21 protein-coding genes are annotated in these 25,483 nt (G+C 72.1%); 10 read left to right on the plus strand and 11 right to left on the minus strand.

The window, feature by feature from the left end:
* The first annotated feature begins 26 nt into the window (after positions 1-26).
* The gene (locus ESZ52_RS15150; RefSeq protein WP_131105665.1) at positions 27-860 is read left to right on the plus strand and encodes a SurA N-terminal domain-containing protein; all 834 of its coding nucleotides are present in this window, start codon (positions 27-29) and stop codon (positions 858-860) included.
* Here ESZ52_RS15150 and ESZ52_RS15155 read toward each other — a convergent pair.
* From ESZ52_RS15155 to ESZ52_RS15165, 3 genes are read right to left on the minus strand one after another with little or no spacing between them, the layout of a single operon-like run.
* Positions 847-1,326, minus strand: a complete 480-nt coding sequence (locus tag ESZ52_RS15155; protein WP_131105666.1) for an NUDIX domain-containing protein — start codon at positions 1,324-1,326, stop codon at positions 847-849. The genes ESZ52_RS15150 and ESZ52_RS15155 overlap by 14 nt on opposite strands.
* Positions 1,323-2,264, minus strand: a complete 942-nt coding sequence (locus ESZ52_RS15160; RefSeq protein ID WP_131105667.1) for a hydroxymethylglutaryl-CoA lyase — start codon at positions 2,262-2,264, stop codon at positions 1,323-1,325. The genes ESZ52_RS15155 and ESZ52_RS15160 overlap by 4 nt, the downstream gene beginning before the upstream one ends.
* A 42-nt stretch (positions 2,265-2,306) precedes the next feature.
* The gene (locus ESZ52_RS15165; protein WP_131105668.1) at positions 2,307-4,655 is read right to left on the minus strand and encodes a glycoside hydrolase family 65 protein; all 2,349 of its coding nucleotides are present in this window, start codon (positions 4,653-4,655) and stop codon (positions 2,307-2,309) included.
* A 135-nt stretch (positions 4,656-4,790) separates the two neighbouring features.
* On the opposite strand from ESZ52_RS15165, the gene ESZ52_RS15170 reads away from it, so the two are divergent.
* The 5 genes from ESZ52_RS15170 to ESZ52_RS15190 all read left to right on the plus strand — a co-directional run bounded on the left by ESZ52_RS15170 (position 4,791) and on the right by ESZ52_RS15190 (position 11,403).
* On the plus strand, positions 4,791-6,494 hold the full coding sequence (locus ESZ52_RS15170) for a DNA repair helicase XPB (RefSeq protein ID WP_425600022.1): 1,704 nt from the start codon (positions 4,791-4,793) through the stop codon (positions 6,492-6,494).
* Positions 6,491-7,237, plus strand: coding sequence for an HAD family hydrolase (locus ESZ52_RS15175; RefSeq protein WP_131105669.1), 747 nt, complete (start codon positions 6,491-6,493; stop codon positions 7,235-7,237). The genes ESZ52_RS15170 and ESZ52_RS15175 overlap by 4 nt, the downstream gene beginning before the upstream one ends.
* A gap of 117 nt (positions 7,238-7,354) precedes the next feature.
* On the plus strand, positions 7,355-8,074 hold the full coding sequence (locus ESZ52_RS15180) for a response regulator transcription factor (RefSeq protein ID WP_131105670.1): 720 nt from the start codon (positions 7,355-7,357) through the stop codon (positions 8,072-8,074).
* Positions 8,075-8,105: 31 nt separating this feature from the next.
* A complete protein-coding gene (locus ESZ52_RS15185) occupies positions 8,106-9,659 on the plus strand; it encodes a sensor histidine kinase (RefSeq protein ID WP_131105671.1) in 1,554 nt (517 codons plus the stop codon).
* A gap of 115 nt (positions 9,660-9,774) precedes the next feature.
* Positions 9,775-11,403 (plus strand): IS1634 family transposase, encoded by a 1,629-nt coding sequence (locus tag ESZ52_RS15190; RefSeq protein WP_131105672.1) that lies wholly within the window; start codon positions 9,775-9,777, stop codon positions 11,401-11,403.
* A gap of 158 nt (positions 11,404-11,561) precedes the next feature.
* Here ESZ52_RS15190 and ehuA read toward each other — a convergent pair whose 3' ends face one another.
* From ehuA to ESZ52_RS15210, 4 genes are read right to left on the minus strand one after another with little or no spacing between them, the layout of a single operon-like run.
* Complete coding sequence (gene ehuA, locus ESZ52_RS15195) at positions 11,562-12,395, minus strand: ectoine/hydroxyectoine ABC transporter ATP-binding protein EhuA (RefSeq protein ID WP_425600023.1); 834 nt, start codon at positions 12,393-12,395, stop codon at positions 11,562-11,564.
* On the minus strand, positions 12,385-13,023 hold the full coding sequence (locus tag ESZ52_RS15200) for an amino acid ABC transporter permease (protein ID WP_131105673.1): 639 nt from the start codon (positions 13,021-13,023) through the stop codon (positions 12,385-12,387). The genes ehuA and ESZ52_RS15200 overlap by 11 nt, the downstream gene beginning before the upstream one ends.
* Positions 13,023-13,835: an amino acid ABC transporter permease gene (locus tag ESZ52_RS15205; RefSeq protein WP_131105674.1), complete on the minus strand. Its 813-nt coding sequence runs from the start codon at positions 13,833-13,835 to the stop codon at positions 13,023-13,025. Before ESZ52_RS15205 ends, ESZ52_RS15200 begins: the two co-directional genes overlap by 1 nt.
* Before the next feature lie 13 nt (positions 13,836-13,848).
* Positions 13,849-14,763: a transporter substrate-binding domain-containing protein gene (locus tag ESZ52_RS15210; RefSeq protein ID WP_131105675.1), complete on the minus strand. Its 915-nt coding sequence runs from the start codon at positions 14,761-14,763 to the stop codon at positions 13,849-13,851.
* 292 nt (positions 14,764-15,055) lie between these two features.
* Between ESZ52_RS15210 and ESZ52_RS15215 the strand changes: the two genes are divergently transcribed.
* Both ESZ52_RS15215 and ESZ52_RS15220 read left to right on the plus strand, forming a co-directional pair.
* Entirely contained in the window at positions 15,056-16,360 is a 1,305-nt protein-coding gene (locus ESZ52_RS15215) for a S1C family serine protease (protein WP_238154645.1), read from the plus strand.
* A 149-nt stretch (positions 16,361-16,509) separates the two neighbouring features.
* Positions 16,510-17,682 (plus strand): glycosyltransferase family 4 protein, encoded by a 1,173-nt coding sequence (locus tag ESZ52_RS15220; RefSeq protein WP_131105676.1) that lies wholly within the window; start codon positions 16,510-16,512, stop codon positions 17,680-17,682.
* A gap of 55 nt (positions 17,683-17,737) precedes the next feature.
* On the opposite strand, the gene ESZ52_RS15225 is transcribed toward ESZ52_RS15220, so the two are convergent.
* Together ESZ52_RS15225 and ESZ52_RS15230 are read right to left on the minus strand one after the other, a co-directional pair.
* Positions 17,738-18,751, minus strand: a complete 1,014-nt coding sequence (locus tag ESZ52_RS15225) for a DUF1648 domain-containing protein (RefSeq protein WP_131105677.1) — start codon at positions 18,749-18,751, stop codon at positions 17,738-17,740.
* Entirely contained in the window at positions 18,748-19,104 is a 357-nt protein-coding gene (locus ESZ52_RS15230; protein WP_131105678.1) for a GntR family transcriptional regulator, read from the minus strand. The genes ESZ52_RS15225 and ESZ52_RS15230 overlap by 4 nt, the downstream gene beginning before the upstream one ends.
* A gap of 367 nt (positions 19,105-19,471) precedes the next feature.
* On the opposite strand from ESZ52_RS15230, the gene ESZ52_RS15235 reads away from it, so the two are divergent.
* Complete coding sequence (locus tag ESZ52_RS15235; protein WP_131106676.1) at positions 19,472-21,550, plus strand: HelD family protein; 2,079 nt, start codon at positions 19,472-19,474, stop codon at positions 21,548-21,550.
* Here the strand turns inward: ESZ52_RS15235 and ESZ52_RS15240 are convergent.
* On the minus strand, positions 21,547-22,518 hold the full coding sequence (locus tag ESZ52_RS15240; protein WP_131105679.1) for a glycosyltransferase family 2 protein: 972 nt from the start codon (positions 22,516-22,518) through the stop codon (positions 21,547-21,549). The genes ESZ52_RS15235 and ESZ52_RS15240 overlap by 4 nt on opposite strands.
* A gap of 175 nt (positions 22,519-22,693) precedes the next feature.
* On the opposite strand from ESZ52_RS15240, the gene ESZ52_RS20025 reads away from it, so the two are divergent.
* Complete coding sequence (locus ESZ52_RS20025) at positions 22,694-23,344, plus strand: hypothetical protein (RefSeq protein WP_202865350.1); 651 nt, start codon at positions 22,694-22,696, stop codon at positions 23,342-23,344.
* A gap of 214 nt (positions 23,345-23,558) precedes the next feature.
* Here ESZ52_RS20025 and ESZ52_RS15250 read toward each other — a convergent pair whose 3' ends face one another.
* Entirely contained in the window at positions 23,559-25,427 is a 1,869-nt protein-coding gene (locus ESZ52_RS15250; RefSeq protein WP_131105680.1) for a DUF222 domain-containing protein, read from the minus strand.
* Positions 25,428-25,483: the final 56 nt, after the last annotated feature.

Here is a 25,483-nt window from a genome sequence, read left to right on the forward strand (position 1 = left end):
CAGGAGCGGCGCGTAACGTCGCCCGGATGCGACCCACCACGCCCGTCCGCCTGTCGGCCCTCGCGCTCGCCGGCGCCCTGATCCTCGGTGGCTGCTCGGACTCCTCGTCTGACACCGCCCCGACCGGCGACAACGCCGGCACCACGGCGACGGAGGGCTCCTCGGCCACAGCTGGCCCCGGTGGCGACCCGGTGGACGGCTCCGTCGAGTCCGGTGACTCCGCGCCCGACCAGGCCTCGGTCACGCTCGACACCGAGGACCTGCCCGACCCGGTCGCCGAGGTCAACGGGGAGCAGATCAGCAAGGACGCCTTCCTGACCGCCTTCGAGACGCAGCGGGACGGCGCCCGGCAGCAGGCCGAGATGAGCGGCATGCCGGTCGACGAGACCGCGCTGCGCGACGACGTCCTCGACCTGCTGGTGGACTCCGAGCTGCTGGAGCAGGAGAGCGAGCGGCTTGGCCTGACGGCGACCGAGCAGGAGATCGACGCCGAGCTCGAGACGCTCGCCGGGCAGGCCGGCACCCCGTCCACCGACGAGCTGCTGGCTCTGCTCGCGGAGCAGGGCTTCGACGAGGAGGCGGTGCGCGAGGAGCTCGGGCGCGTCGTCCTCGTCGACAAGCTCGTCGAGGAGCGCGGCGGCATCGAGGAGCCCGACGAGCAGGAGCTCAAGGACTACTACGAGGAGCTGACCGGCCAGTCCGCCGACGAGGAGCAGGCCACGAGCGACCCCGGCGCCCCCGGCTACGACGAGCTGCGCGACATGCTGGCGGACCAGCTGGTCCAGGAGCAGGAGTTCGCCTCACTCACGGCCCTGCTGGAGGAGCTGCGGCAGGACGCCGACATCGTCACCCACCTCTGAGCGGCGCCGCCTCCGGGTCGAGCAGGTCGGCCAACCCGGGCGGCACGAGGGTGGGTAGCCCGGGACCGCCCCAGGGACGCCATACCCCCACGTCGGTCGGGGCGTCCAGGACCGGGAAGGGTCCCTCCCCCAGGAGCCGGTCGTCGCACAGCCGCGCCGCGTGGACGACGGCCCACTCGTGCCCCGGGGCGCCGTTGAAGGTGAACAGGCTCTCGATCACCGCCAGTCGCTCACCGACCTCCACCTCGGTGGCGAACTCCTCGCGCATCTCCCGGCGGAGCGCCTCCTGGGCCGTCTCACCGAACTCGATGCCTCCGCCGGGCGGACGGTGCAGCACCAGCCCACGCGCGGAGTCGATGAACTCGGTCATCAGGTACGCCCCGGTCTGGGGGTGCCGCACGAGCGCCAGCGCCAGGACCCGGATGCGGCCAGGCGGGACGTAGTCGGACGGCTGAGCCGCGGTCATCCGCCGGCGAGCGCCCGGACCACCCTGGAGGGCGCCGGACGGCCCAGCTGCTCGGCCATCCAGGTGCTGGCCGCGACCAGCTGGGTCAGGTCGGCGCCGTGCTCGATGCCCAGACCGTCCAGCGCCCAGACGAGGTCCTCGGTGGCCAGGTTGCCGGTCGCGGACCGGGCGTAGGGGCAGCCGCCGAGGCCGCCGGTGGAGGCGTCGACGACCCGGACCCCTCGGCGGATCGCGGCCATCGTGTTGGCCAGGGCCTGGCCGTAGGTGTCGTGGAAGTGGACGGCGGTCTGGTCCGGCCCGATGCCGGCGTCGTCGAGGGCGTCGAGCAGGCGCAGCACGTGGCCCGGTGTGCCGACCCCGATGGTGTCGCCGAGAGAGAGCTGGTCGCAGCCCAGGTCCATCAGCCGTTGGCAGACGTCGACCACCTGCTCGACCGGCACCGGGCCCTCCCACGGGTCGCCGAAGCACATCGAGACGTAGGCGCGCACCCAGGCACCCGCGTCGAGCGCGCGCTTGACCACGGGGGCGAACATCTGGACCGACTCGGCGACGGAGCGGTTGAGGTTCTTGCGCGCGAAGGTCTCGGTGGCGCTGCCGAAGATGGCCACGGAGGTGACGCCGCACTCCACGGCCCGGTCCAGGCCGCGCTCGTTGGGCACCAGCACGGGCCGCTGCTGACCCAACCCCTGCGCCCCGAGCAGCTCGAGCAGCTCCTCGGCGTCGCCCAGCTGCGGGACCCATTTCTGCGGCACGAAGCTGGTCAGCTCGACCGTCTCCAGACCCGCCGCGAGCAGGCGACGGACGAACTCGGCCTTGACCTCGACGGGCACCGCCGTCTTCTCGTTCTGCAGCCCGTCGCGGGGGCCGACCTCGTAGATCGTCACCCGGTCGGGCATCCCCGGCATCGGCTCGGTCATCGGCAGCGACGGCGTGGTCATGTGACCATCCTCCCGCATCTCGGACGGCATCTCGGACGGCATCTAGGTCGAGGGCTCTCGACCGACCGGCTGCCGCGGCTCCGGCAGGAGCGGCTCGGGCACCACCAGCGGGCGGGTGACGGGGGCACCGACGTCGACCTGCACCTGGGTCCCGTCGATGCGCACGGTCACCGGTCCCTCGCCCCGCCGGACGGACACGGTGGTGCCGTCCCGCGTCGTCTCCACGCGCAGCAGGGTGCCCCGCCAGGTCACGTGGTATGCCGTGCGCTCCAGCCCTGCGGGCAGGCGCGGGGCGAGCTCGAGCTCGGGCTGGTCGTCGCGCAGACCGCCCAGCCCCTGGACCAGCGCGAGCCAGGACCCGGCGACAGCCGCCAGGTGCAGGCCGTTCCCGGTGTCGCCCTGGACGTCGCGCAGGTCGACGAGGGCGCACTCGCGCAGGTAGCGCAGGGCCAGGTCCAGATGACCGGCGTGGGCGCAGACCACCGCCTGGACGGCCGCCGAGAGGGAGGAGTCGCGCACGGTGCGGGCCTCGTAGTAGTCCAGGTCGCGGGCCACCTGGTCGTCGGTGAAGTCCTCCCGGCACCACCACAGCGCCAGGGCCAGGTCGGCCTGCTTGAGCACCTGGCGGCGGTAGATCTTGGCGTAGTGGTGGTGCTGCTGCAGCGGGTAGCTGTCCCGGTGGTCCTCGAACCGCCACTCCCGGTAGGTGGTGAACCCGGTGTTCGACGGGTGCACGCCCAGCCGGTCGTCCCACGGGACGTGCACGCGGCGGGCCGCGTCCCGCCAGCGCTCGACCTCCTCCGCCTCGACCCGCAGCTGCTCCGCGAGCGCCGGCTCGTGCTCCACCGCCTCGGCCGCGCGGACCAGGTTGCGCCGGGCCATGAGGTTGGTGAAGACGTTGTCGTCGACGACACCGGTGTACTCGTCGGGACCGGTCATCCCCAGCAGGTGCCAACCACCGTCCGCGTCCTCGTGCCCCATCGACATCCACAGCCGCGCGGTCTCGACCAGGACCTCGAGGACCGACAGGTCACCGAACCGGGACGCGGTGACGTTGTGGTGCAGCCAGAAGGCGCGGGCGATGTCGGCGTTGACGTGCATGGCCGCGGTGCTGGCGGGCCAGTAGGGCGAGCACTCGCGGCCGTCGATGGTCCGCCAGGCGAAGGAGGCCCCCTGCAGGTCGAGCACCTCGGCGCGGTGCCGTGCCTCGTCCAGGGTCGCTGCCCGCCAGCGCAGCAGCTCGGCCGCGGCCTGCGGCCGCAGCAGGCTCAGCGCGGGGACCACGAAGCCCTCGACGTCCCAGAAGGTGTGGCCGTCGTAGCCCAGCCCGGTCAGCCCCTTGGCCCCGACCGGCGCCCCGCTGATCCTGGCGGCAGCGCAGAACAGCTGGAACAGTCCATAGCGCAGGGCCTGCTGCAACGCCATGCTGTCGTCGTCCCCGTCGACCTCGACGTCGGCGCTCTCCCAGAACTCCTCGAGCACCGCCCGCTGCTCCTCCAGCAGCCGGTCCCAGCCCCGGTCCAGGGCCGAGGCCACGGCCGCCTCGGCGACGTCGAGCTGGCCGTCGGGCTGCCCGTCCCGCTGCCAGGCGTAGCCCAGCACCTTGGTGAGCACCACCTCCTCCCCCGCCGCCAGGTCCGCGCTGACCGTCGTGCGGAGGGCGTGGTCGCGCAGCTCGGTGCCCTCCACCTCGCCGCCCTCGACCGTGTGGTCGACGACCGCGGCGGCCGCGATCCCGGACCGGTGCGTGCACCCCGCCATCCCGCCGCCGCTGCGGTGGTGGTGGTCGGCCATCAGCTCGAACGGCTCCGACAGCGCCTCGGCCACCCGCGGGTCCCCCTTGGTCACCGCCGGCCGGCCCACCATCCGCGCCAGCTCCGAGCTCAGGACGACGTGCGCCGGGCCGTCGACCGCGCGCACGGCATACCGGATGAGGCACACCGAGCGCTCGGCGAGCGAGACCATCCGCCGGGAGCGCACCTCCAGCGTGGTGCCCGACGGCAGCCGCCAGCGCACCACCCGGTCCAGGGTGCCGGCCCGGAGGTCGAGGGTGCGTTCATGGCGCTCGGGCGGCACCCCGGTCACGTCCAGGGCCGTGCCGTCGGCGACGGTCCTGATCACGGTGCCGTCGGCGACCGAGACCAGCGCCTGGCCCTCCTCCGGGTGGCCGTAGCCGCCCTCGGGGTAGGACAGCGGGAAGGTCTCGAAGACCCCCGAGCAGTAGGTGCCGCGCAGCTGGCTCGGGGTGTCCTCGTCCAGGGTGCCGCGCACGCCGAGGTAGCCGTTGGACAGGGCGAAGACCGACTCCGTGGCCGCCAGCCGGTCCGGATCGACGTCGATCCGGGGTTCTCGCACCTGCCAGGGGTCCACCTCGAGGTCAGCGGCGGTCATGGCCTTGTTCCTACCTCCTGCGTGCCCGTCCGGCGACCTGACCCGGGAGCAGGCCGGGCCGTCGGCGGGCCCTGGCAGTGACGCTGCGGGTGGCCACCGGAATGTTGCGACCCCCGCCCGTCGTTGACGTCCCTGATGAATGGCCCCCTGATCGTCCAGTCCGACAAGACCCTGCTGCTCGAGGTCGACCATCCCGACGCCGAGGCGGCGCGGCGCGACATCGCGCCGTTCGCCGAGCTCGAGCGTGCCCCCGAGCACATTCACACCTACCGCGTCACCCCGCTGGGACTGTGGAACGCCCGTGCCGCCGGCCACGACGCCGAGCAGGTCGTGCACGCGCTGATCACCCACAGCCGCTACCCGGTGCCGCAGGCGCTGCTGGTCGACGTCGCCGAGACGATGGACCGCTACGGCCGGCTGACCCTGCTCAAGGAGCCGGTCGACGGTGAGAACGACCCCGAGACCGGGCTGCCGATGACGCGGCTCGTCCTGCGCACCACCGACCGTGCCGTGCTGGCAGAAGTTCTGCGGCACAAGAAGATCAAGCCGCTGACGGGCGACCGGGTCGACGAGGACACGGTCGTCGTCCACCCCTCCGAGCGTGGCCACCTCAAGCAGGAGCTGCTCAAGGTCGGCTGGCCCGCCGAGGACCTCGCCGGCTACGTGGACGGTGAGGCGCACACCATCGAGCTCGACCATGGAGGCCACGACCAGCTCAAGGCGTGGGAGCTGCGGCCCTACCAGCAGCAGGCCGTGGACGGGTTCTGGGACGGCGGTTCCGGGGTCGTGGTGCTGCCCTGCGGTGCGGGCAAGACGCTGGTCGGGGCCGGGGCGATGGCCCGCTCGCAGACCACCACGCTCATCCTGGTGACGAACACGGTCAGCGCCCGTCAGTGGCGCGAGGAGCTGCTGCGGCGGACCAGCCTCACCGAGGACGAGATCGGCGAGTACTCCGGGTCCCGCAAGGAGATCCGGCCGGTGACGATCGCGACCTACCAGGTGCTCACCACGCGCCGCAAGGGCGTCTACACCCACCTGGACCTGCTGGACGCCCGGGACTGGGGCCTCGTGGTCTACGACGAGGTGCACCTGCTGCCGGCCCCGATCTTCCGGATGACCGCCGACCTGCAGGCGCGGCGTCGCCTGGGCCTGACCGCCACGCTGGTGCGCGAGGACGGCCGGGAGTCCGACGTCTTCTCCCTCATCGGGCCCAAGCGCTACGACGCGCCGTGGAAGGACATCGAGGCGCAGGGCTGGATCGCGCCGGCCGACTGCGTCGAGGTCCGGGTCACCATGCCGGAGTCGATGCGGATGGCGTATGCCGTGGCCGAGCCGGACGAGCGCTACCGGTTCGCCGCCTGCGCCCCCGCCAAGGACACGGTCGTGGACGAGCTCGTCGCCCGCCACGCCGGTAACCAGACGCTGGTCATCGGCCAGTACCTGGACCAGCTCGAGCAGCTCTCCCAGCGGCTGGACGCCCCGCTCATCACCGGGGAGACCAGCGTGCCCCGGCGCCAGGAGCTGTTCCGCCAGTTCCGCGAGGGCGAGATCTCGCTGCTCGTGGTGAGCAAGGTGGCCAACTTCAGCATCGACCTGCCGGAGGCCTCGGTCGCCATCCAGGTCAGCGGCACCTTCGGCTCGCGGCAGGAGGAGGCGCAACGACTCGGCCGGGTGCTGCGGCCCAAGGAGGACGGGCGCACGGCGCACTTCTACACCGTCGTGGCCCGCGACACCGTGGACGCCGAGTTCGCGGCGCACCGCCAGCGGTTCCTCGCCGAGCAGGGCTACGCCTACCGCATCGTCGACGCCGACGACCTCGAGACCCTGGAGACCACATGAGCCCGACGCACGACACCGTCATCCTCGACGTCGACGGCACCCTGGCCGACACCAACTACCTGCACACCCTGGCCTGGGCCCGGGCCTTCGCCCGCGTCGACCTGCACCCGCCGATGTGGCAGCTGCACCGGGCCATCGGCATGGGCGGGGACAAGCTGGTGGCGGCCGTGGCCGGCGACGGGGCCGAGCAGGAGCACGGTGACGCGCTGCGCGAGGCCTGGGAGGAGGAGTATGCCGAGCTGCTGCCGGAGGTGCGCCTGCTCCCTGGTGCCCGCGACCTCGTCCTGGCGCTGGCCGACCGCGGGCTGACGGTGGTCCTGGCCTCCTCGGGCAAGGAGCAGTTCACCCAGCACGTCCTCGACCTGCTCGACCTGCCGGAGGGCGCGCTCGCGGCCCAGGCCAGCAGCGACGAGGCCGAGGAGTCCAAGCCGGAGCCCGACGTCCTCGAGGTGGCCCTGGACAAGGTCGGCGAGGGCTCTGCCCTGCTCGTCGGGGACACCCCGTACGACGTCGCGGCCGCGGCGAAGGTCGGTGCCCCGTGCGCGGCGGTCCTGACGGGCGGGTTCGGGGACGAGGAGCTGTCCCGCGCGGGGGCGGTGATCGTGGTGGACTCCCCCGCCGCCCTGGTGGACCTCCCGTCGCAGACCTGGGCCGACCTGTTGCACGCCGTCCCACCCGAGCACGCGGCCACCACGTTCTCGCCGCTGCCGGACCCTCCCTCGAAGGCTGGCTCGGGATCCTGAGGGGGCGCGACGAGGGCGTGGCCCCGTACCCGCCTCCCCTCCATGCCCCTTGAGTGAATCCCTACGCCCTCAGCGAACTCCCAGACAGTTTTCAGGCCGGGTGGGCAGACTAGACGGATGAGCGCCTCCAGCACCACGCACGAGCCCGAGGCCACCCTGCTGGTGGTCGAGGACGAGACGAACATCCGTGAGCTGCTGACGACGAGCCTGCGCTTCGCCGGGTTCGCCGTGCACGCAGCACCCGACGGCCGGACGGCCCTGCAGCTGGCCGGCGAGCACGACATCGACCTGGCCGTGCTCGACATCATGCTGCCGGACATGGACGGGTTCACCGTCACCCGCACCCTGCGCGAGCGGGGGACGGACCTGCCGATCGTCTTCCTCACCGCCCGTGACTCCCTCGACGACAAGGTCAAGGGGCTGACCGTGGGCGGGGACGACTACGTGACCAAGCCGTTCAGCCTCGAGGAGGTCGTGGCCCGGATCCGTGCCGTCCTGCGGCGGACCCGGATGGTCGACGAGGAGGACGGCCACGTGCTGCGCGTCGCCGACCTGGAGCTGGACGAGGACAGCCACGAGGTGCGTCGTGCCGGCAAGGTGATCGAGGTCTCGCCCACCGAGTTCAAGCTCCTGCGCTACCTCATGCTCAACCCCGGCCGGGTGCTGTCCAAGAGCCAGATCCTGGACCACGTCTGGGACTACGACTTCCGGGGCGAGATGAACATCGTCGAGTCCTACATCTCCTACCTGCGCCGCAAGATCGACGTCGTCGGTGAGCCGATGATCCACACCAAGCGCGGCGTCGGCTACGTCCTGCGCGCCCCGCGCCCGGCGTGACCGGCGGCTGACCGCGGCCTCGCCCAGACTTGTGATCTCCCGCCTGCGCCGGTTCGCCTACGCCCGTCTGCACGGGCTGTCGCTGACGCGACGGCTGGTGACGGTGGTGGTCCTGCTGGTGCTCGCGGCCTACCTGCTCACCACCTCCGTCACCATGATGATGATGCGGAACTACCTCGTCGACCGCATCGACGAGGACCTGGTCAACTACAGCCAGCCGCTGGCGGACAACGCGTACGCGGCCATCCTCTCCGCGGCCGGCCAGGGCCCCGTGGCGCGCCCGCAGCCGCTCATCCCGCCCAGCCCGTACTACGTGCTGGTCACCCCGGCCGACGACGACGTCAACTCCATCTCCCTGGCCTATCCGCAGGTCCGGTCGGTCCCGCCCGACCTGCAGCGCATCGAGCCCGGTGACGAGCGGCTCGGCGAGCCGTTCACCGCCCCGGCCGGCGACGGCGACGGGACCTGGCGGGTGCTGGCCCGGACCGCCACCAACCCGTCGGGTCAGGTCGTGGGCACCGTCGCGGTGGCCCTGCCGCTGGACACGGCGGAGAGCACGGTGCGCCAGCTGGCGGTCATCATCACCGTCATCGGGCTCACCACGCTGGTGCTGGTCGGGGTCCTCGGCTTCTTCGCGGTGCGCCGCGCCTTCCGGCCGCTGACCCGCATCGAGGACACGGCCGCGGCCATCGCGGCGGGGGACCTCTCGCGGCGGGTGCCGCCCGGTGGGGCCCGGGACGAGATCGCCTCCCTCTCGGAGTCGGTGAACGCCATGCTCGCCCAGATCGAGCAGTCGTTCGCGGTGCGGGAGGCCTCTGAGCAGCGGATGCGCGACTTCGTCGCCGACGCCTCGCACGAGCTGCGCACACCGCTGGCGACGGTCAAGGGGTATGCCGAGCTGCACCGGTTCGGCGCGATGACCGACTCCGAGGACGTGGCCGGGGCGATGCGGCGGATCGAGGGTGAGGCCACCCGGATGACCACGCTCGTGGAGGACCTGCTCACCCTCACCCGCTGGGACAGCCAGCCCACGATGTCGCCCACCCGGGTCGACCTGACCGTGCTGGCCTCCGACGTCGTGCAGGACGCGACCGTGCGCGCCCCGGACCGCAGGGTCACCTTGGTGCCGCTCGTGCCGCCGGCTCGGGGAGAGTCCGTCGACCCGCCGGCGCCCGTGGTGGTGGGTGAGGACGGTGCGCTGCGCCAGGTGCTGACCAACCTCGTCGCCAACGCGCTGGCGCACACGCCTGCCGGGACACCGGTCGAGGTGGCGGTGGGCCATGTCGATGACCGGGTGGTCGTCGAGGTGCGCGACCACGGCACCGGCCTGACCCCCGACGCCGCCGAGCGGGTCTTCGAGCGGTTCTACCGGGCGGACAAGTCCCGCAGCCGCGCCTCGGGCGGCACCGGCCTGGGCCTGGCCATCGTCGCCGCGATCGTGGGGCGGCACCGGGGCAGCGTCCGGCACGTGCCGACGCCTGGCGGCGGGGCGACCTTCCGGGTCGACCTGCCCGCGGCGGCACCGATGCTGTCAGACGACTCCGACGATCACGACGAGATCGACCACCCCGACCAGATCGACTAGGACTCCTGAGTTGGGTCACAAGTCGCTGATTCTTCGGGGCGCGGGGCTGTGACCTGCGGTGATGTAGTGGCTTGGTGCGTCGTTTAGGCACTAACCGGGGCCCTAGGATCGGGTGATGGCGTGGATTCGGCGGGTGCGGACGGCCTCGGGTGCGACCGCGGTGCAGATCGCCGAGTCCGTGGGCGGGCGGCGGCGCATCGTGCGGCACGTGGGGTCGGCGCACGATGAGACCGAGCTCGGGCTGCTGATGGATCGGGCGCGCAAGCTGCTCGAGGACGACGCCCAGGGGCAGCTGGACCTGGGACTGTCGCTGCCGGTGACCAGGGCGGCCATGGTGCCGGCCCCGACCCAGACGCTGTTCGACGAGCCAGCCACCGTCCCGGCACGGCGCCCGGTGGTGGCCGCGCCGCAGGTGCTGCGCACGTCTTCGGCGGTGCTGTATGACGCCCTGGCCGGGGTGTACACCGACCTGGGCCTCGACGCCCTGGAGGATGAGGTGTTCCGCGACCTGGTCATCGCCCGGGTGGTGGAGCCGACCAGCCTGCTGGACGTCGACCGGGTGCTGGCCGACCTGGGCCGGACCTCGGCGAGCCTGTCGACCCGCAAACGCACGCTGGGCCGTTGCCAGGACGGGGCCTACCGTGACCAGATCGCCGAGCTCTGCTTCCAGCACGCCCGGGCCAGCGGAGACGTGTCGCTGTGTCTGTACGACGTGACCACGCTGCACTTCGAAGCCGCCGAGGAAGACGCCTTGCGCAAGGTCGGCTACTCCAAGGAGCGTCGGGTCGACCCACAGATCATCGTCGGCCTGCTGGTCGACCGACACGGCTTCCCTCTGGAGATCGGCTGCTGGGAGGGCAACAAGGCCGAGACCCACACCATCGTGCCGATCATCGAGGCGTTCGCCGCGCGGCACGGCATCACCGACCTGGTCGTTGTCGCGGATGCCGGGATGCTGTCCGCGGCCAACCTGAGAGCCCTGGACGAGGCCGGGCACACCTTCATCGTCGGGTCCAAGACCGCCAAGGCCCCGATCGACCTGATCTCTCACTTCCGCTGGCACGGGGATGCGTTCACCGATGGCCAGATCATCGACACCGTGACCCCCAAGGTCGGCAAGAACACCGACAACGACCCCGCCCTGCGTCGCGAGCCGGCCTGGGACCCCGAGCAGCACCCCAGCTCCTGGCGGGCGGTGTGGTCCTACTCGGCCAAGCGGTTCGCGAGGGACAACAAGACCCTCACCGCCCAGGAGAACCGAGCCCGCGCGGCCATCGAGGGCGACAAACCAGCCCGCACCCCCAGGTTCGTCAAGACCCAGAGCGACGGCCTGGTCCTGGACGAAGCGGCGCTGGCCAGAGCCCGCCGGCTGGCCGGGCTCAAGGGCTTCGTCACCAACATCCCGGCCACGGCCCTGCCCGCGGCCGAGGTGATCGACTCCTACCGAGACCTATGGCACGTGGAGCAGACGTTCCGGATGTCCAAGAGCGACCTGCGAGCCCGTCCCTTGTTCGCCCGACGACGCGACTCGATCGAGGCGCACCTGACCATCGTGTTCACCGCCCTGGCGATCGCTCGCACCGTCCAGGCCCGGACCGGACTCTCCCTGCGCCGATTCCTGCGCCAGATCCGCCCACTGCGCTCAGCCACCATCGAGGCCAACGGCGCCGTCCAGACCCTGCCACCAGCCCTCAGCTCCAGCGATCAAGCCGTCCTCAACGACCTCAAGAACGGCGCGACCTAGGCACTAAGCCTTTTGACCCAACTCAGGTCCGGCACGTGCCGACGCCTGGCGGCGGGGCGACCTTCCGGGTCGACCTGCCCGCGGCGGCACCGATGCTGTCAGACGACTCCGACGATCACGACGAGATCGACCACCCCGACCAGATCGACTAGGACTGCCTAGACCACGGCCTCCAGGAACTTCTGGGTCCGTTCGTGGCGCGGGTTGGTGAACATCTCGTCGGGCGAGGCCTCCTCGATGATCCGGCCGCCGTCGAACATCATCACGCGCTGGGAGACGTCGCGGGCGAACTGCATCTCGTGGGTGACGATGAGCATCGTGATGTCGGTGTTGGCGGCCACGTCCTCCAGGACGCGCAGCACCTCCCCCACCAGCTCCGGGTCCAGCGCGGAGGTCACCTCGTCCAGCAGCAGGATCTCCGGATCCATGGCCAGGGCCCTGGCGATCGCGACGCGCTGCTGCTGACCGCCGGACAGCTCGGTCGGGTGGGCGTCCGCCCGGTGCCGCAGCCCGACCCGGTCCAGCAGGGTGAGGGCCTTCTCCTTGGCCTCCTCCTCGGGAAGGCCCAGGACGTGGACCGGTGCCTCGGTGATGTTCTGCAGCACGTTCATGTTGGGGAACAGGTTGAACTGCTGGAAGACCATGCCGATCCGCTTGCGCACCTGGGAGACCTCGCGCGGCTTGAGCTCCACCCGCTTGCCGTCGCGACGGTCGTGGGTCAGCGGCTGGCCGTCGATCCAGATGTAGCCGCCGGACAGCCGCTCCAGAGTCATCACCAGCCGCAGGATCGTGGTCTTGCCCGACCCCGACGGGCCGATGAGGGTGACGCGCTCGCCGCGGTCCACCGAGAAGTTGAGGTCCTCGAGCACCGTGGTCCGGCCGAACTTCTTCAGCACGTCCTCGAAGCGGATCCGCGGCTGGCCGTTGACGTTGGTGGCGTCGGCGCTGGCGTTGGCGCGGGCCGGATCGGTGGGGTTGGGATCAGTAGGCAAGTTTCTTCTCCAGCTTTCGCATGAGGATCGCGGTCGGGTAGCTGGCCACGAGGAACAGGATGCCGGCCACGGTGAAGGCCTCGATGTAGGTGAAGTGCTTCCCGCCGAACTCGCGGGCCGCGGTGACCATCTCCGGGACGGAGATGAAGATCAGGAACGGGGTGTCCTTGAACATCGCGATCGCCCAGTTGCCCAGGGAGGGCAGGGTGTTGCGCACGGCCTGCGGCATGATCACCGCCCGCCAGGTCCGGCTGCGGGGCAGCGAGAGAGCGGTGGCCGCCTCCCACTGACCCCTGCCGATCGACTCGATCCCCGAGCGGTAGGACTCGGCCATGTAGGTCGAGTAGTGGATCCCGATCACCACGACCCCGACGGTCATCGCGGAGATCCCGGGGAAGCCGTGGTAGATGACGAGCAGGTGGACCGGCAGAGGGGTCATCCGGATGAAGTCCAGGACCCAGCCCAGCGGCTTGGCCAGCCAGCTCGGGAGCTCGCGCTGGGCGATGGCCCAGACCAGCCCGAGGATGGCGGCGATCAGGGACCCCAGCACCGTGACCACGAGGGTGATCTCCACGAACTGCCGGAGCAGGATCGGGAAGGCTTCGAGGAAGAGCTCGGTCTCCCACATCAGGAACTCCCCCCCTTGCGTCCCACATCGTCATCCGGGCCCGGCGTGCTACCGACGCCGCCTGCGACACCCATGGACCCGCCGGCTGCGGCAGCGCCGGCCATGGCCTGGGCGGCATCCTTCTTCGCCTGGGCCAGCTGGGAGTCACGCAGCCCGAGGCGCTGCTGCGCGTGCCGCTCCATCCGGCGCAGGACCAGGGAGACCGCCAGCGCGATGAGGAAGTAGAGGATGAGGACGGCGAGGTATGCCGGCCAGGTGCCGTAGAGGCGTCGGGCGCGGTCGGCCTCGAAGGTGAGGTCGGCCACCAGCACCAGGCTCACCACGGCGGTGCCCTTGACGAGCATCACCAGCAGGTTGTTGAAGCCGGGCAGCATCAGGGCCCAGGCCTGGGGCCAGATGACCCGGCGCATCTTGGTCAGCCAGGGCATCGACAGCGCGGTGCTCGACTCCCACTGCACCTTGGGCACGGCGTTGAGGGAGCCACGGACGATCTCGGCGCCGTAGGCACCGTAGTTGAGGCCGAGCCCCAGGATGGCCGCGCCCGTGGAGCCCAGGTCGAAACCGGTCAGGGTGGGGATGACGTAGAAGAGGAAGAACAGCTGGACGACGAGGCTGGTGCCGCGGAAGAGCTCGACGATGACGCGGGCGATCCCCCGCATCCAGGCGGGTCCCTGGTGGAGTGCGAGCCCGAGCAGGACGGCCAGCAGGACCGTCAGCACGGCACCGCCGCCGAAGGCGGTGAGGGTGGCCAGCAGGCCCTCCCTCACCAGCCTCGGCAGCACCTCGCCGATGTCGGCGAGTAGGTCGATCACGGGAGGGGTCTGCTCAGCCGTCGCTCTGGAGCGCCTCGTTGGCCGCCTCCAGGTCACCCTCGCAGAGCATCTCGGTGGTCAGGCCCTCCGGCGGGCGCTCGGCCTCGGTGAAGCCGAACTCGCCGACGATGGACTCAAAGCGCTCCGGGTCGCTGACGATCTTGGCCAGCTCCTCGTTGTAGGCCTCGAGCAGCTCGGTGTCGTCCGGGCGGAAGACGGTGGCGCCGGCGCTGACCTGGGCCACGCCGTTGACCTCGGCGACGAAGGCATCGGTGGCCTCCAGGCCCTCGCCCTGGTCGGCGAGCGCGTTCATCGTGATGGCGGTCAGCGCGAAGGCGTCGGCCCGCCCGCTGGTGACCGCGTCCATCCCGTCGGTGGAGGAGTTCACCGTCATCGTGTTCTCCAGGCCCATCTCGTCGGCGTAGCCCTGCTCGATGGCGCCGGACTGCACCGCCAGGACGGCGTCGGAGCCCTCGAAGGAGGACATGTCCGTCAGGCCCATCGGGTTGCCCTCCGGCACCAGCAGCGCGGTGGTGTACATCAGGCTGGGGTGGGAGAAGGCCGCGCGCTCGCACCGGTCCGGCAGGATCGACATACCTGCCGACACCGAGTCGTAGGAGCCGCGGTTGAGGCCCGGGATCAGCGCGTCCCACTCGACGAGCTGGCCGTTGACCTCCTCGATGCCGAGGGCGGCGTAGATCTCCCGGTCCAGCGCGATGGTCGCGCCGGTGAGCTCGCCGTTCTCGTCCTCGTAGCTGTAGGGGATCTCGCCGGCGAACGCGACGGTGATCGATCCCTCTTCGCGCAGGCGCTCCAGCGTGGAGCCGGCCTCGCCGTCCCCGTCCCCGTTGCCGCTGTCACCGCAGGCGGCGAGCAGAAGGGAGGCCGCCGAGACGGTCGCCAGCGCAGTCATCCTGAAATTGGCCATGGTTGACCAGGTCCTTTCGGTTGGACGAGGCACATGCCTCCTACACCGCATGCGTGCACGCCGCAGGCAACACGTCGCCCCGATTGGACGGTTGTGACTAGGCCTTGAACATAGCGAGGACGCGGGGTCAACCTCAATCGCCGTCCCCCGATTGAGGCGATTCATCCGGTTTCGTTACGCCTTCGATACCGTTCCGAGATCTTGTCGTAATCAACTACTACCCACCTCCCCTCCCAGCGATCCCTCAGCGGCTCGTCAGGAACCGTGGACCTGCGCGGTGTTGGATATGGCTATGACCAGCCCCCTCGACCCCACGCCGGGCAACCAGGCGCACCACACGGCGTCGCAGCCCACCCCTGCCCAGACCACCGCCCCGCAGGCCACCGCCCCGCAGACCCCGGCCCCTGCGCGCGGACCCCGGACCGGTCGCCGTCCCTTCACCGACCTGCTGGCGGTCGGCTTCATCTCCGCGGCGCTGGCCACGGGCGGCACGTATGCCGCGGTGCGGATCGGGGAGAACGTCGGGGACGACGGCCCGGGGGTCGTGCAGAGCGACTCCTCTGCGGACGCGCCGGCGCTCAGCGCCGAACCGGTCGCCGACGCGACGGGTGAGGACATGACGGATGCCGACGGCACGTCGCCGGTGGGCCAGGGCGACTGGGCCGCCGTGGCGGAGGCCGTCTCCCCGGGCGTGGTGTCCATCGCCGTCCTGGGCCAGCAGGGTCAGGGCTCCGGCTCCGGGGTGGTCTGGGACGCCGAGGGCCACGTGGTCACCAACGCCCACGTCGTCGCGGGCGCGCAGCTCGTCGAGGTGACCCTGGCCGACGGCCGCACCTACGCCGCCGACGTGGTGGGCAGCGACACGGCCAGCGACCTGGCCGTCGTCCGGCTGCAGACCGTCCCCGAGGACCTGGCGCCGCTCGACGTCGGCCCGGCGTCGGAGCTGGCCGTCGGCGACCCGGTCATGGCCATCGGCAACCCGCTCGGCCTGTCCGGGACCGTCACCACCGGCATCGTCAGTGCTCTGGACAGGCCGGTCACGACCCGTTCGGCCGGGTCGACCCCCGGCTCGCCGTCGGTCCCCGTGGTGACCAACGCCATCCAGACCTCCGCGGCGATCAACCCGGGCAACTCCGGTGGTGCCCTGGTCAACGCGGCCGGCGAGCTGATCGGGATCAACACCGCCATCGCCACCCTCTCCCAGGGGGCCGCCGGCCAGGGCGGGTCCATCGGCATCGGCTTCGCCATCCCCTCCGAGGCCGTCCAGCGGGTCGCCGACCAGCTCATCACCACCGGACGAGCCAGCCACGCATTCCTGGGGGTTGGCCTCTCCGACGGCCGCACCGAGGTCGACGGGGCCGCCCTGTCCGGCGCGCAGGTGGAGCAGGTCGAGCCCGGCTCGCCCGCCGACGAGGCGGGCCTGCAGCGGGGCGACCTGGTCACCGCGGTGGACGGCGACCAGGTGTCGAGCGCGACCGCCCTCGTCGGCCAGGTCCGCGAGCGCGGCGCCGAGGACACCGCCACGCTCACGATCGTGCGTGACGGCGTCCTGCAGGAGGTCCCGGTCACCTTCGCGACACGACCCGACGAAGGCTGAGCCGCAGGCAGGCCTGGTTACCCTCGACCCTGGGCCTGGGCGCCGGTTGATACCTTGACCTGCGGCGCCCACCCAGCGGCGGCGCCCGCGCGCAGGCCGACAGCAGCCAGCCCCAGCCCCATCCCAGCCAACCCGCGAGGAGTGACCCTGTGCGGATCGCCATCTTCACCGAGGTCTTCCTCCCCAAGGTTGATGGCGTCGTCACCCGCCTGCAGCGCACACTGGAGGAGCTGGAGCAGCTCGGCCACGAGGCCATCGTCTTCGCCCCCGGCCACCCGCCCCGGCGCTTCGGTACCCACCGGATCTTCCCGGTCCGGTCGGTGTCCTTCCGTCCGTGGTACCCCGAGATCCGCGTCGGCCTGCCCACCGGCCGGATCGGCCGGGAGATGCACGCCTTCCGCCCGGACGTGGTGCACGCCGTCAACCCCGTCTGGCTCGCCGCCTACGGGGTGCTCTCCGCCCGCCGCCGCGACCTGCCGCTGCTGGCCAGCTTCCACACCGACGTGCCCACCTACACCACCCGGCTCGGTCTCTCCCTGCTCCGGGCGCCGTCGCAGTCCTGGATCGTGCACCTGCACAACCTCGCCGACGTCAACCTCTGCCCCTCCCCCCAGCTCGTGGACTGGGCGCTGTCCGCGGGGGTGCGCGAGATCGGGCTGTGGCCCAAGGCGGTCGACACCGTCGGCTACCACCCGTCCCGACGGACCCGGGAGATGCGCGAGCGGCTGACCGGCGGCCACCCCGAGGCGCCGCTGCTGCTCTACGTGGGTCGGCTGTCCCGTGAGAAGGACCTGGACCAGCTGCTCGAGCCGGTCCGGCGGCTGGCACCGCAGGGGGTGCGGCTGGCCATGGTCGGGTCGGGCCCGGCGAAGGCCGAGCTGGAGCGCGCCTTCGCCGGCACGCCGACGGTGTTCACCGGCTACCTGGCCGGTGAGGAGCTGGCCCAGGCCTTCGCCTCCGCCGACGTCTTCGCCTTCCCCTCGACCACCGACACCCTGGGGCTGGTCGGGCTCGAGGCGATGGCCAGCGGCGTGCCCGTCGTGGGCGCCGACGCCGGCGGCATCCCTTTCGTGGTCCAGGACGGCGTGACCGGTTACCTGGTGCAGCCCGGTGACACCGACGGCTGGACCGACCGGCTCAGGCACCTGCTGCTCGACCCGCAGGCCCGGCAGCAGATGTCCCAGGCTGCTCGCCGGGACGCCGAGCGCTACTCCTGGCGCACGGCAACCGAGTCGGTCGTCGAGTCCTACCAGCTCGCGATCGATCGCCAGCGGGACCGGCCCAAGACGCTCAAGCCGCTCCGCGTCATCCGCAAGCCCTGAGCCCCGGGCCGCCTGCCCGCAGCCCGGGGCCCTCGCCCCACCGCCCCGCCGTCCCTCAGCCCCGCAGGCGCAGGCCTTCGAGCACGCTGGCCGCGGCCGTCGCATCGTCCACGGTGATGATGAAGGTGCGTCCTGCCTCCCGCTCCACCTGCAGAGCCGACCCGTGCCGGGTGACGATCGCGGTCGCCCCGGGCACCGACCGGACGCCATATCCGCCGTAGTCACCCGGACGCACCTGCACCACGCTCACCTGGGTCACGTCCTCGAGCGGCACGTGCCCGCGGGGCACGCCGAGGGCCGAGCGCCAGGTGAGGCCGCCGCGGTCGACGGTCACCGTGAAGACCGTCGTGGCCGGGAAGAGCAGCAGCAGGAGCACCGCGACCAGCCACAGCCACCAGACCCCGGTGGCCAGGAACGCGAGCACCACGAGCACCACCGCGGCCAGCAGAGCCAGGAGCACCGACTGGGCGCTGCGCGCACGCCCGAACCACGACACCCGGTCGCTCGGGGAGATGGCCAGCGGCTCGGCGCGCTCGGGTATCGGCTGCGGCAGCGGGGGCGGCAGCAGCGCGACCACCACCAGCCCGACGCCGACCGCGACGGCCAGCGGGCCCAGCAGCAGCCACGGGCTCATCCGCACCTCCCCGGCGTCCGGCCCGCTCCGCAGTGCGTCGAGTCCGGCTCCCCCGGCCGCGGACCAGAGCAGCCAGGCGAACATCGCCACGAGACCGACGGCCACCCCGCAGACGAGCGCCGTGACGAACCGCGCGGACGAGCCCCGCCACCACTCGCCGGCCGCGAAGATCACCAGCAGCAGCACCGGCAGCCCCAGGCCGACGAGGCCGAACGCGACCAGCGCGACCCCCCGGTCCAGCCAGCCGTCAGCCACACCGTCCACCCCGAAGTGCACAGGTACCTGCGCCGGCAGGTCGCTCGCGACCAGTGCGGCCACCGCCAGGTAGCCGACCGCCAGAACGGCCAGCAGAGCGCAGCACGCCACCAGGTGCGCCCGGCGCACGCGCTGCTCCTGCCGGGTGAGGGTCGGGGTTCGGGGCTGGGCATCGGTCATCGGATGCCTCCTTCGTCGTCGAGGGCTCGGTGCAGGTCAGCCAGGGGTATGTCGTGCCGCCGGGCCAGGGCGACCAGGTCGCGCAGCGCGGCGCTCACCTCGCTCGGGGTGTTCGGCGCGGCGGTCACCACCGCGCCCCGGCCCCGGCGCAGCTCGATCACGCCGTCGTCGCGCAGCTCGGCGTAGGCCCGGAGGACGGTATGCATGTTGACGTCCAGCGACCGGGCCAGCTCACGGGCCGCGGGGAGCCGGTCCCCCACGCCGACCTCGCCGGCCGTGACCGCACGGCGGATCTCCCGCACCAGCTGTGCGTAGATCGGCTCGGCGGCCTGCGGGTCGATGCGGATGAGCATGCTCGCACCCTATAGTTATAGTTGCTCTATAACAAGCCTCTGGCTGAAGTTAACCTGACGACCCCGTTCCGGACCCTTCCAGCGCGGTCGCGGAGCGTGTAGCCTCTTCTCCCGCCCTTTCCCGCCGCCCCCTCTTGTGGTCTGGCCTGTCCGCCGATCTCCTCCCGGCCACCCCTCCCTCGCCACCCCTCCCTCCCCACCCCTCCCTCGCCACCCCCTGCCCGATGCTCCGGTGCATCCCGGACGGAGGCCTATCGTGCCCGCGCGCCCACCGCATACCTCCACTGCCAGCCCCGCGGCCCCCGCCGCCACCTCCCACGCCACCACCGCCCTCGACACCACCGATCTCGACACCACCGATCGCGTCATGGACTCTCCGACGAACCCCGTCACCGAGCTGGCGCACGAGCGTGCCCACCTGGTCCGGGCCCGGACCGAGCTGGCGCGGATGCGCGAGCACACCCTGTCCCTGGCGGCCGACGGCGGTGACGCGATCGCCGGGGAGGCACTGGCGCGGACGCTGTGGCTGCGCGCCAAGGCGTTGCAGGACGACCCGGGCACCACGCTGTTCTTCGGCCGCGTCGACGGCGAGGAGGCGCTGTACATCGGCCGTCGGCACGTCTCCGACGGCGAGGGTGACCCGGTCGTGCTCGACTGGCGGGCTGAGGTCTCGCGGCCCTTCTACCGCGCCAGCGTGGCCGACCCGATGGGCCTGGTCCGGCGGCGCAGGTTCGGTGTCGAGGGCGGCGAGATCACAGCCTACGAGGACGAGTGGCTGGCGAGCGCGGACAGCGGTGCCGGCGACAGCGCGGACAGGGCAGGGGACAGGGGTGGCAGCCCACGCACCAGCGCGCTGCTCGCCCGGGAGATCGAGCGGCCCCGCGTGGGACCCATGCGGGACATCGTGGCCACCATCCAGCCCGAGCAGGACGAGATCGTCCGGGCGGATGTCACGACGACCGTGTGCGTGCAGGGAGCACCCGGCACCGGCAAGACCGCGGTCGGGCTGCACCGGGCCGCCTGGCTGCTCTACGCCTACCGCGACCGGCTCTCCCGCTCCGGGGTCCTGGTCGTCGGACCCAACCGGGCCTTCCTGGAGCACGTGGGCGCCGTGCTGCCCTCGCTGGGCGAGGTGACCGTCCGGCACACCACCGTGGAGGAGCTCGTCGCGCACGCGCAGGTCCGGGCCGTCGACACCCCGCACGTCGCCAGGCTCAAGGGCGAGGCCCGGATGGCCGAGGTGCTGCGGGACGCTCTGTGGGCGAACGTCCGGCCGGCGACCGAGGCGCTCGTCGTGCCGCGCGGGTCGCGCAAGTGGCGGGTGCCGGCCTACGAGGTGCAGGACATGCTCGACGAGCTGCGCACCCGCGGGGTCCGGTATGCCGCGGCCCGCGCCATGCTGCCCCAGCGGCTCGCGCACGCCGTGCTGGTCGCCATGGAGCGCTCCGGCGACTCCCCCGACGACCGGGTGCAGGACGCCGTGGCTCGGTCGGTCGCGGTGAAGGCGTACGTGAAGAGCCTGTGGCCGGACCTGCGACCGACCGCGGTGCTCGCGCACCTCCTGTCGACCGGCGAGGGCCTGGCGCAGGACCAGCGGGCGATGGTCTGGGACAAGGCCCCTCGCTCCCCCGGGTCGGCCCGGTGGAGCGCCGCGGACCTCGTGCTGCTGGACGAGCTGAGCGACCTCATCGAGCGCACTCCCAGCCTGGGGCACGTCATCCTCGACGAGGCGCAGGACCTGTCCCCCATGCAGCTGCGCGCGGTGGGCCGCCGGGCCTCGACCGGCTCGCTCACCGTGCTCGGGGACCTCGCCCAGGGCACCACCCCCTGGGCCACCGGGTCGTGGGCCGAGTCCCTGCGCCACCTCGGCAAGGACCTCGCGGCGCCCGGCACCCACCTGGAGGAGCTGGTCCGCGGCTTCCGGGTGCCCGGAGCCGTCATCGACTTCGCCGCCCGACTGCTGCCCTCGATCGCGCCGGGTCTCACCCCGCCGGAGTCGGTGCGGAGCAACCCCGGACGGCTGGACGTCCTCCCGGTCTCCGACGCCGTCAGCGGCGCTGCCCGTGCCGCGCACGAGGCGTCCACCGCCCACCCCGGCACGGTCGGCGTGATCGTCCCGGACGGGTGGACCGGGCGGGTGTCTGACGCCCTGCGGTCGGTCGGCCTCGAGCACGAGGTGCTGGACGGCGCGCACGCGGGTGAGCGGGTCCTGCGCGTCCACCTCGTGCCGGCGACCGTCGCCAAGGGCCTGGAGTTCGACCAGGTCGTCGTCGTGGAGCCGGCAGCCATCGCGGCGGCGGAGCCGGACGAGCGCACGGGCCTGAGACGGCTCTACGTGGTGCTCACCCGGGCGGTGTCCGGGCTCACCGTGGTCCACGCCGAACCGCTTCCCGAGGCGCTGGTCAGCACGTCGCAACGGCCTGACCGGGCACCCCTCACGGGCTAGGTCTGCTGCCCCGGTGTCTCCGGGCGCCCCGACGTGAGCTCCGCCGAGTCGTGCGCCACGTAGTAGGTCGGCCGGGCCAGCTGGGCGGTGTACATGCGGCCGACGTACTCACCCAGGATGCCCAGGCACAGCAGCTGGGTGCCGCCGACGAAGGTGACGATCACGATGGTGGAGGCCCACCCGGGGACGGTGAGGCCGACGGCATACCCGATCAGGGCGTAGGCGAGCAGCAGCATCGCGACCACGAAGCCCAGCACGCCGGTCCACGTCGCCAGCCGCAGGGGCGCGATGCTGGCGCCGGTGATGCTGTCGACCGCCAGGCGCAGCATCTTGGCCAGCGGGTACTTGGACCGCCCGGCTGCCCGCTGCTCGCGGCGGTAGGTGAGCACGCCGCTGGGGAAGCCGAGCTGGGGCACGACCAGCCGGAGCACCCGGTGGTGCTCGGGCAGCGCGTTGACGGCGTCCACCGTCGCGCGCGACATCAACCGGTAGTCCCCGGCGTGCCTGGGCCCGTGGTCGGCGCCGAGGCGGCGCATCGTGTCGTAGTAGCCACGGGCGGTGACCCGCTTGAAGGCGGTGTCGGTCGTGCGGTCCGAACGCGCGCCGTAGACGACGTCGAGCTGCTCGTCCCGGGCGAGTCGCAGCATGTCGCCGATCAGCTCCGGCGGGTCCTGCAGGTCGGCGTCGATGGTGACCACGTAGTCACCCCGCGACCGGGCCAGCCCTGCGGAGATCGCTGCCTGGTGCCCGGCGTTCGCGCGTAGCCGCAGCACCCGCAGCTCGGGCCAGGTATGCCGGTGCTGCTGCAGCAGGATCGGGGTGCGGTCGCGGCTGCCGTCGTCGACGACGAGGACCTCGTAGGGCACACCCAGCCCGTCGACCACGGGGCGTAGCCGTTCCACGAACAGCGGCAGCACGTCCTCCTCGTCGAACATGGGCACGACGACCGTCAGCACCGGCTGCGGCATGGCTGCTCCGTTCGACGTGCGGTGGGCGGACGTGCACGCCTGGTCCTGCCAGGGTGGTCGAGGGGCGGGAGCGGCGTGATTCACCCGGCATCTTACGTGGGGCCGGGTCGCAGGCCGGGGCCACAAGGCATACGGTGGGACCACGGACCCCCTCCCCTCCACAGAAGGAGCGACCATGCACCCCACCCATGTCCCGCTGCGCGTCGCCACCGGCGCCTACATCCTGAACTCCGGCATCAACAAGCTCAAGGCCGAGCCGGAGGAGCAGGAGCAGATGCACGGGTGGGCGTCCGGTGTCTACCCGATCCTCAAGGACCTGAAGCCGGCCGAGTTCGGCAAGCTGCTCGCCTACGGCGAGATCGGCCTGGGTGCGGCGCTGCTCATCCCCAAGGTGCCGTCCGCCGTGGCCGGCGCTGGCCTGGCCGGCTTCGGTGCCGCGCTGACCGGGATGTACCTGAAGACCCCGGGCATGACCCAGGACGACGGGATCCGCCCGACCGCCGAGGGCACCTCGCTGGCCAAGGACGTCTGGCTGGTGGGCGCCGGTCTGACCCTGGCGCTGCAGTCCTTCCTCTCCGGCACCAAGAGCGCGGCCAAGAACGTCGTGGGCGGCGTCACCGGCGCGGCCGGTGCGGTGGCCGGCGGCGTCACCGGCGCGGCGAGCTCGGTGGGCCACGGCATCACCGGCGCGCTGAGCTCCGGCAGCTCCAAGAGCAAGAGCGGGGTGTCCGGCCTGATCGGCTCGGCCATGTCGACCGCGCACGACAAGCGCGAGGACCTGGCCGACGCCCTGGCCGACCTCGCCGACTCCCTCGTGCGTCGCTGACCCGACCTCTCCTCCGTCGCTGACCCGACCTCCTCGCGCCCCCGTGACCCTCGTTCCGGGGGCGCTTGGTCGTGCCCCCGCTCGCGTGGCCGCCTCGCTCACCACGCTGTCCTCGGAGCACTGACCGCCGGGGACGCCCAGGTCCCGAAGGAACCGGACAGCCCCGACACCTCCGACACCCCCGACACCCCCGACACCCCGAGAGCAACCCTGTCTACGCCGCCTCGTCCGGTTCCGCAGAGACCTGCCGATCCGTCACCACCTCCCAGGTACCGCGTCGGGGGTCGTCCCACGCCACCTCGTCACCGAAGGCGTCATCCCAGGTGTCGGACGACCCGCCGCCGGTCATGACGGAGGCTGACGCCGGATCCTGCTGCCTCCAGTAGGCGATCAGCTCCGCCGTCACTGCGCTGATGTCCAGAGGCTCGCCGAACCAGCCGCCGGTCACGGTCCGAGGACCGATGGTCCGCTGCGCGAGGATGCGGTCCGCCTGCCCAGCGACGGCGGGAGCAGGGTGGATGACGTCGTCGGAGGTCGCGTCGACGAACTCGAACTGCTGGTCGCCGAGGGCGGTGATCCGCAGTCGACCTAGGTGCACCGCACGATGGCACGCGCTGCACAGCAGGACGGCGTTGTCGAGGTCGGTCAGTCCGCCGTGCCACCAGTACACGACATGGTGGGCGTGCAGGAAGCGGGTCCGACCGCATCCGGGGGTCTGGCAGCAGCCGTCCCCCAGCCGCAGTGCCTTGAGCTGGGTCGCGGAGAACAGGCGACGTCTGCGGCCGTACGCCAACACCGAGCCCTTCGCTCCCTGCACCACGCACCGGGCGGAGGCTCCGCACAGCACCTCCTCCCCGGCGTCCTTGTCGAGGACCGGCCCCTCGTCCGCGCTGACCCGGCCGGTTCGACCGCCGTCCACCTCTGATGCCTGTCCCCCGTCGTCCGCGACGTGCAGGTAGATGACCTCGGCGGCCGCAGCGTGGGCAGGAGCATGCTGAGCGGCCAGTCCTATCTGCGCCAGCGCGATCAGGGCCGGCCCGGCGTCCGACGGCGGCGGGGCGGTGCGGTCCACGGCGTCCGAGGATCCACCCGGATCGACCGGCTCACCCCTCCCGCCCCTATCCTGCTGCTGACCTTCTTCGGCCCTTCCTCCGTCCTCGTGCTGCTGCGTCCGGATGCGCTCCAGCTCCGCCCTGGTCAGGGCCGCCAGGAGGACCTTCCCGTCGGCTCCCCCGAAACGGCCCCACACGACAAGTTCGTCCGTCTCCTCATCCCACCGCCATCGAAGCCGTTGCGACGGGGCCGTTCGCGGCTCGCCGACCGCGCCGGGCTCAGCGGAAGGCTGGCCTGATCCGCCGGGCCTCGTCTCGGCCGCCGCCCCGTGACCCGGCTCCTGCGCTCGAGCCCCCTGTTGATCCGGCTCCTGCGTTGGTGGCCTTTCCTCACCCGATCCCTGCGCTCCAGGCTCCGGCTCCTCCGGTGTCGGCGCCTCACCCTCCGCGCCGCTGTCTCGCCCTTCCACGCCCTCCTCGCCCGGCTCGCCGCGTGTTGGACCGGCACCACCTGACTGCGGGTCCCATGGCCGCGGCTTCGGCAGCGGCACCTTGCGAAGGCCCGCCACGACCCGCTCGACGTGGGCCGCGGGCGCGTTCTTGGCCATCCTGGCCAGGCTGTCCTCGTTCATCGGCGTCGCCACCCGCGTCAGCGCCCGCACCTTGGAGAAGGACAGCTCCCCCGCCTCGAACGCTCGGCTGATCGACGGTAGCCGCCGGAGCGCTCGCGCCATGCGGATGTGCTCCTGAGCAGTGCGCAAACTCATCCCGGCTCGCCACGACAACCACTGTGCGAGGGAGCGGATTCCCGGGCCACCCCAGCCGCCCCAGGCGTCGAACTCCCCCAGCAGCCGGAGAAACCGGGCCTCGGCCGCAGCGATCTGTCCCGCCAGCTGGGCGATCTCATCACCCAGGGCTGCCAGGTCGTCCTGGGTCGGGCGTGCTGAGCCCATCCCGGCGGTGACGCGGCGTCCGGCCTCTCCCCCAGTATCGGCCGACTCGGCAGCGCTCTTCTCGATCCTCTTCTCCATCTCGCCCCTCCTTCCCCACCCGGCCCCTCCGGGCTGTGCCTGCACGCTAGCGGCGA

The organism is Ornithinimicrobium sufpigmenti (assembly GCF_004322775.1).
GTDB classification, from domain to species: Bacteria; Actinomycetota; Actinomycetes; order Actinomycetales; family Dermatophilaceae; genus Ornithinicoccus; species Ornithinicoccus sufpigmenti.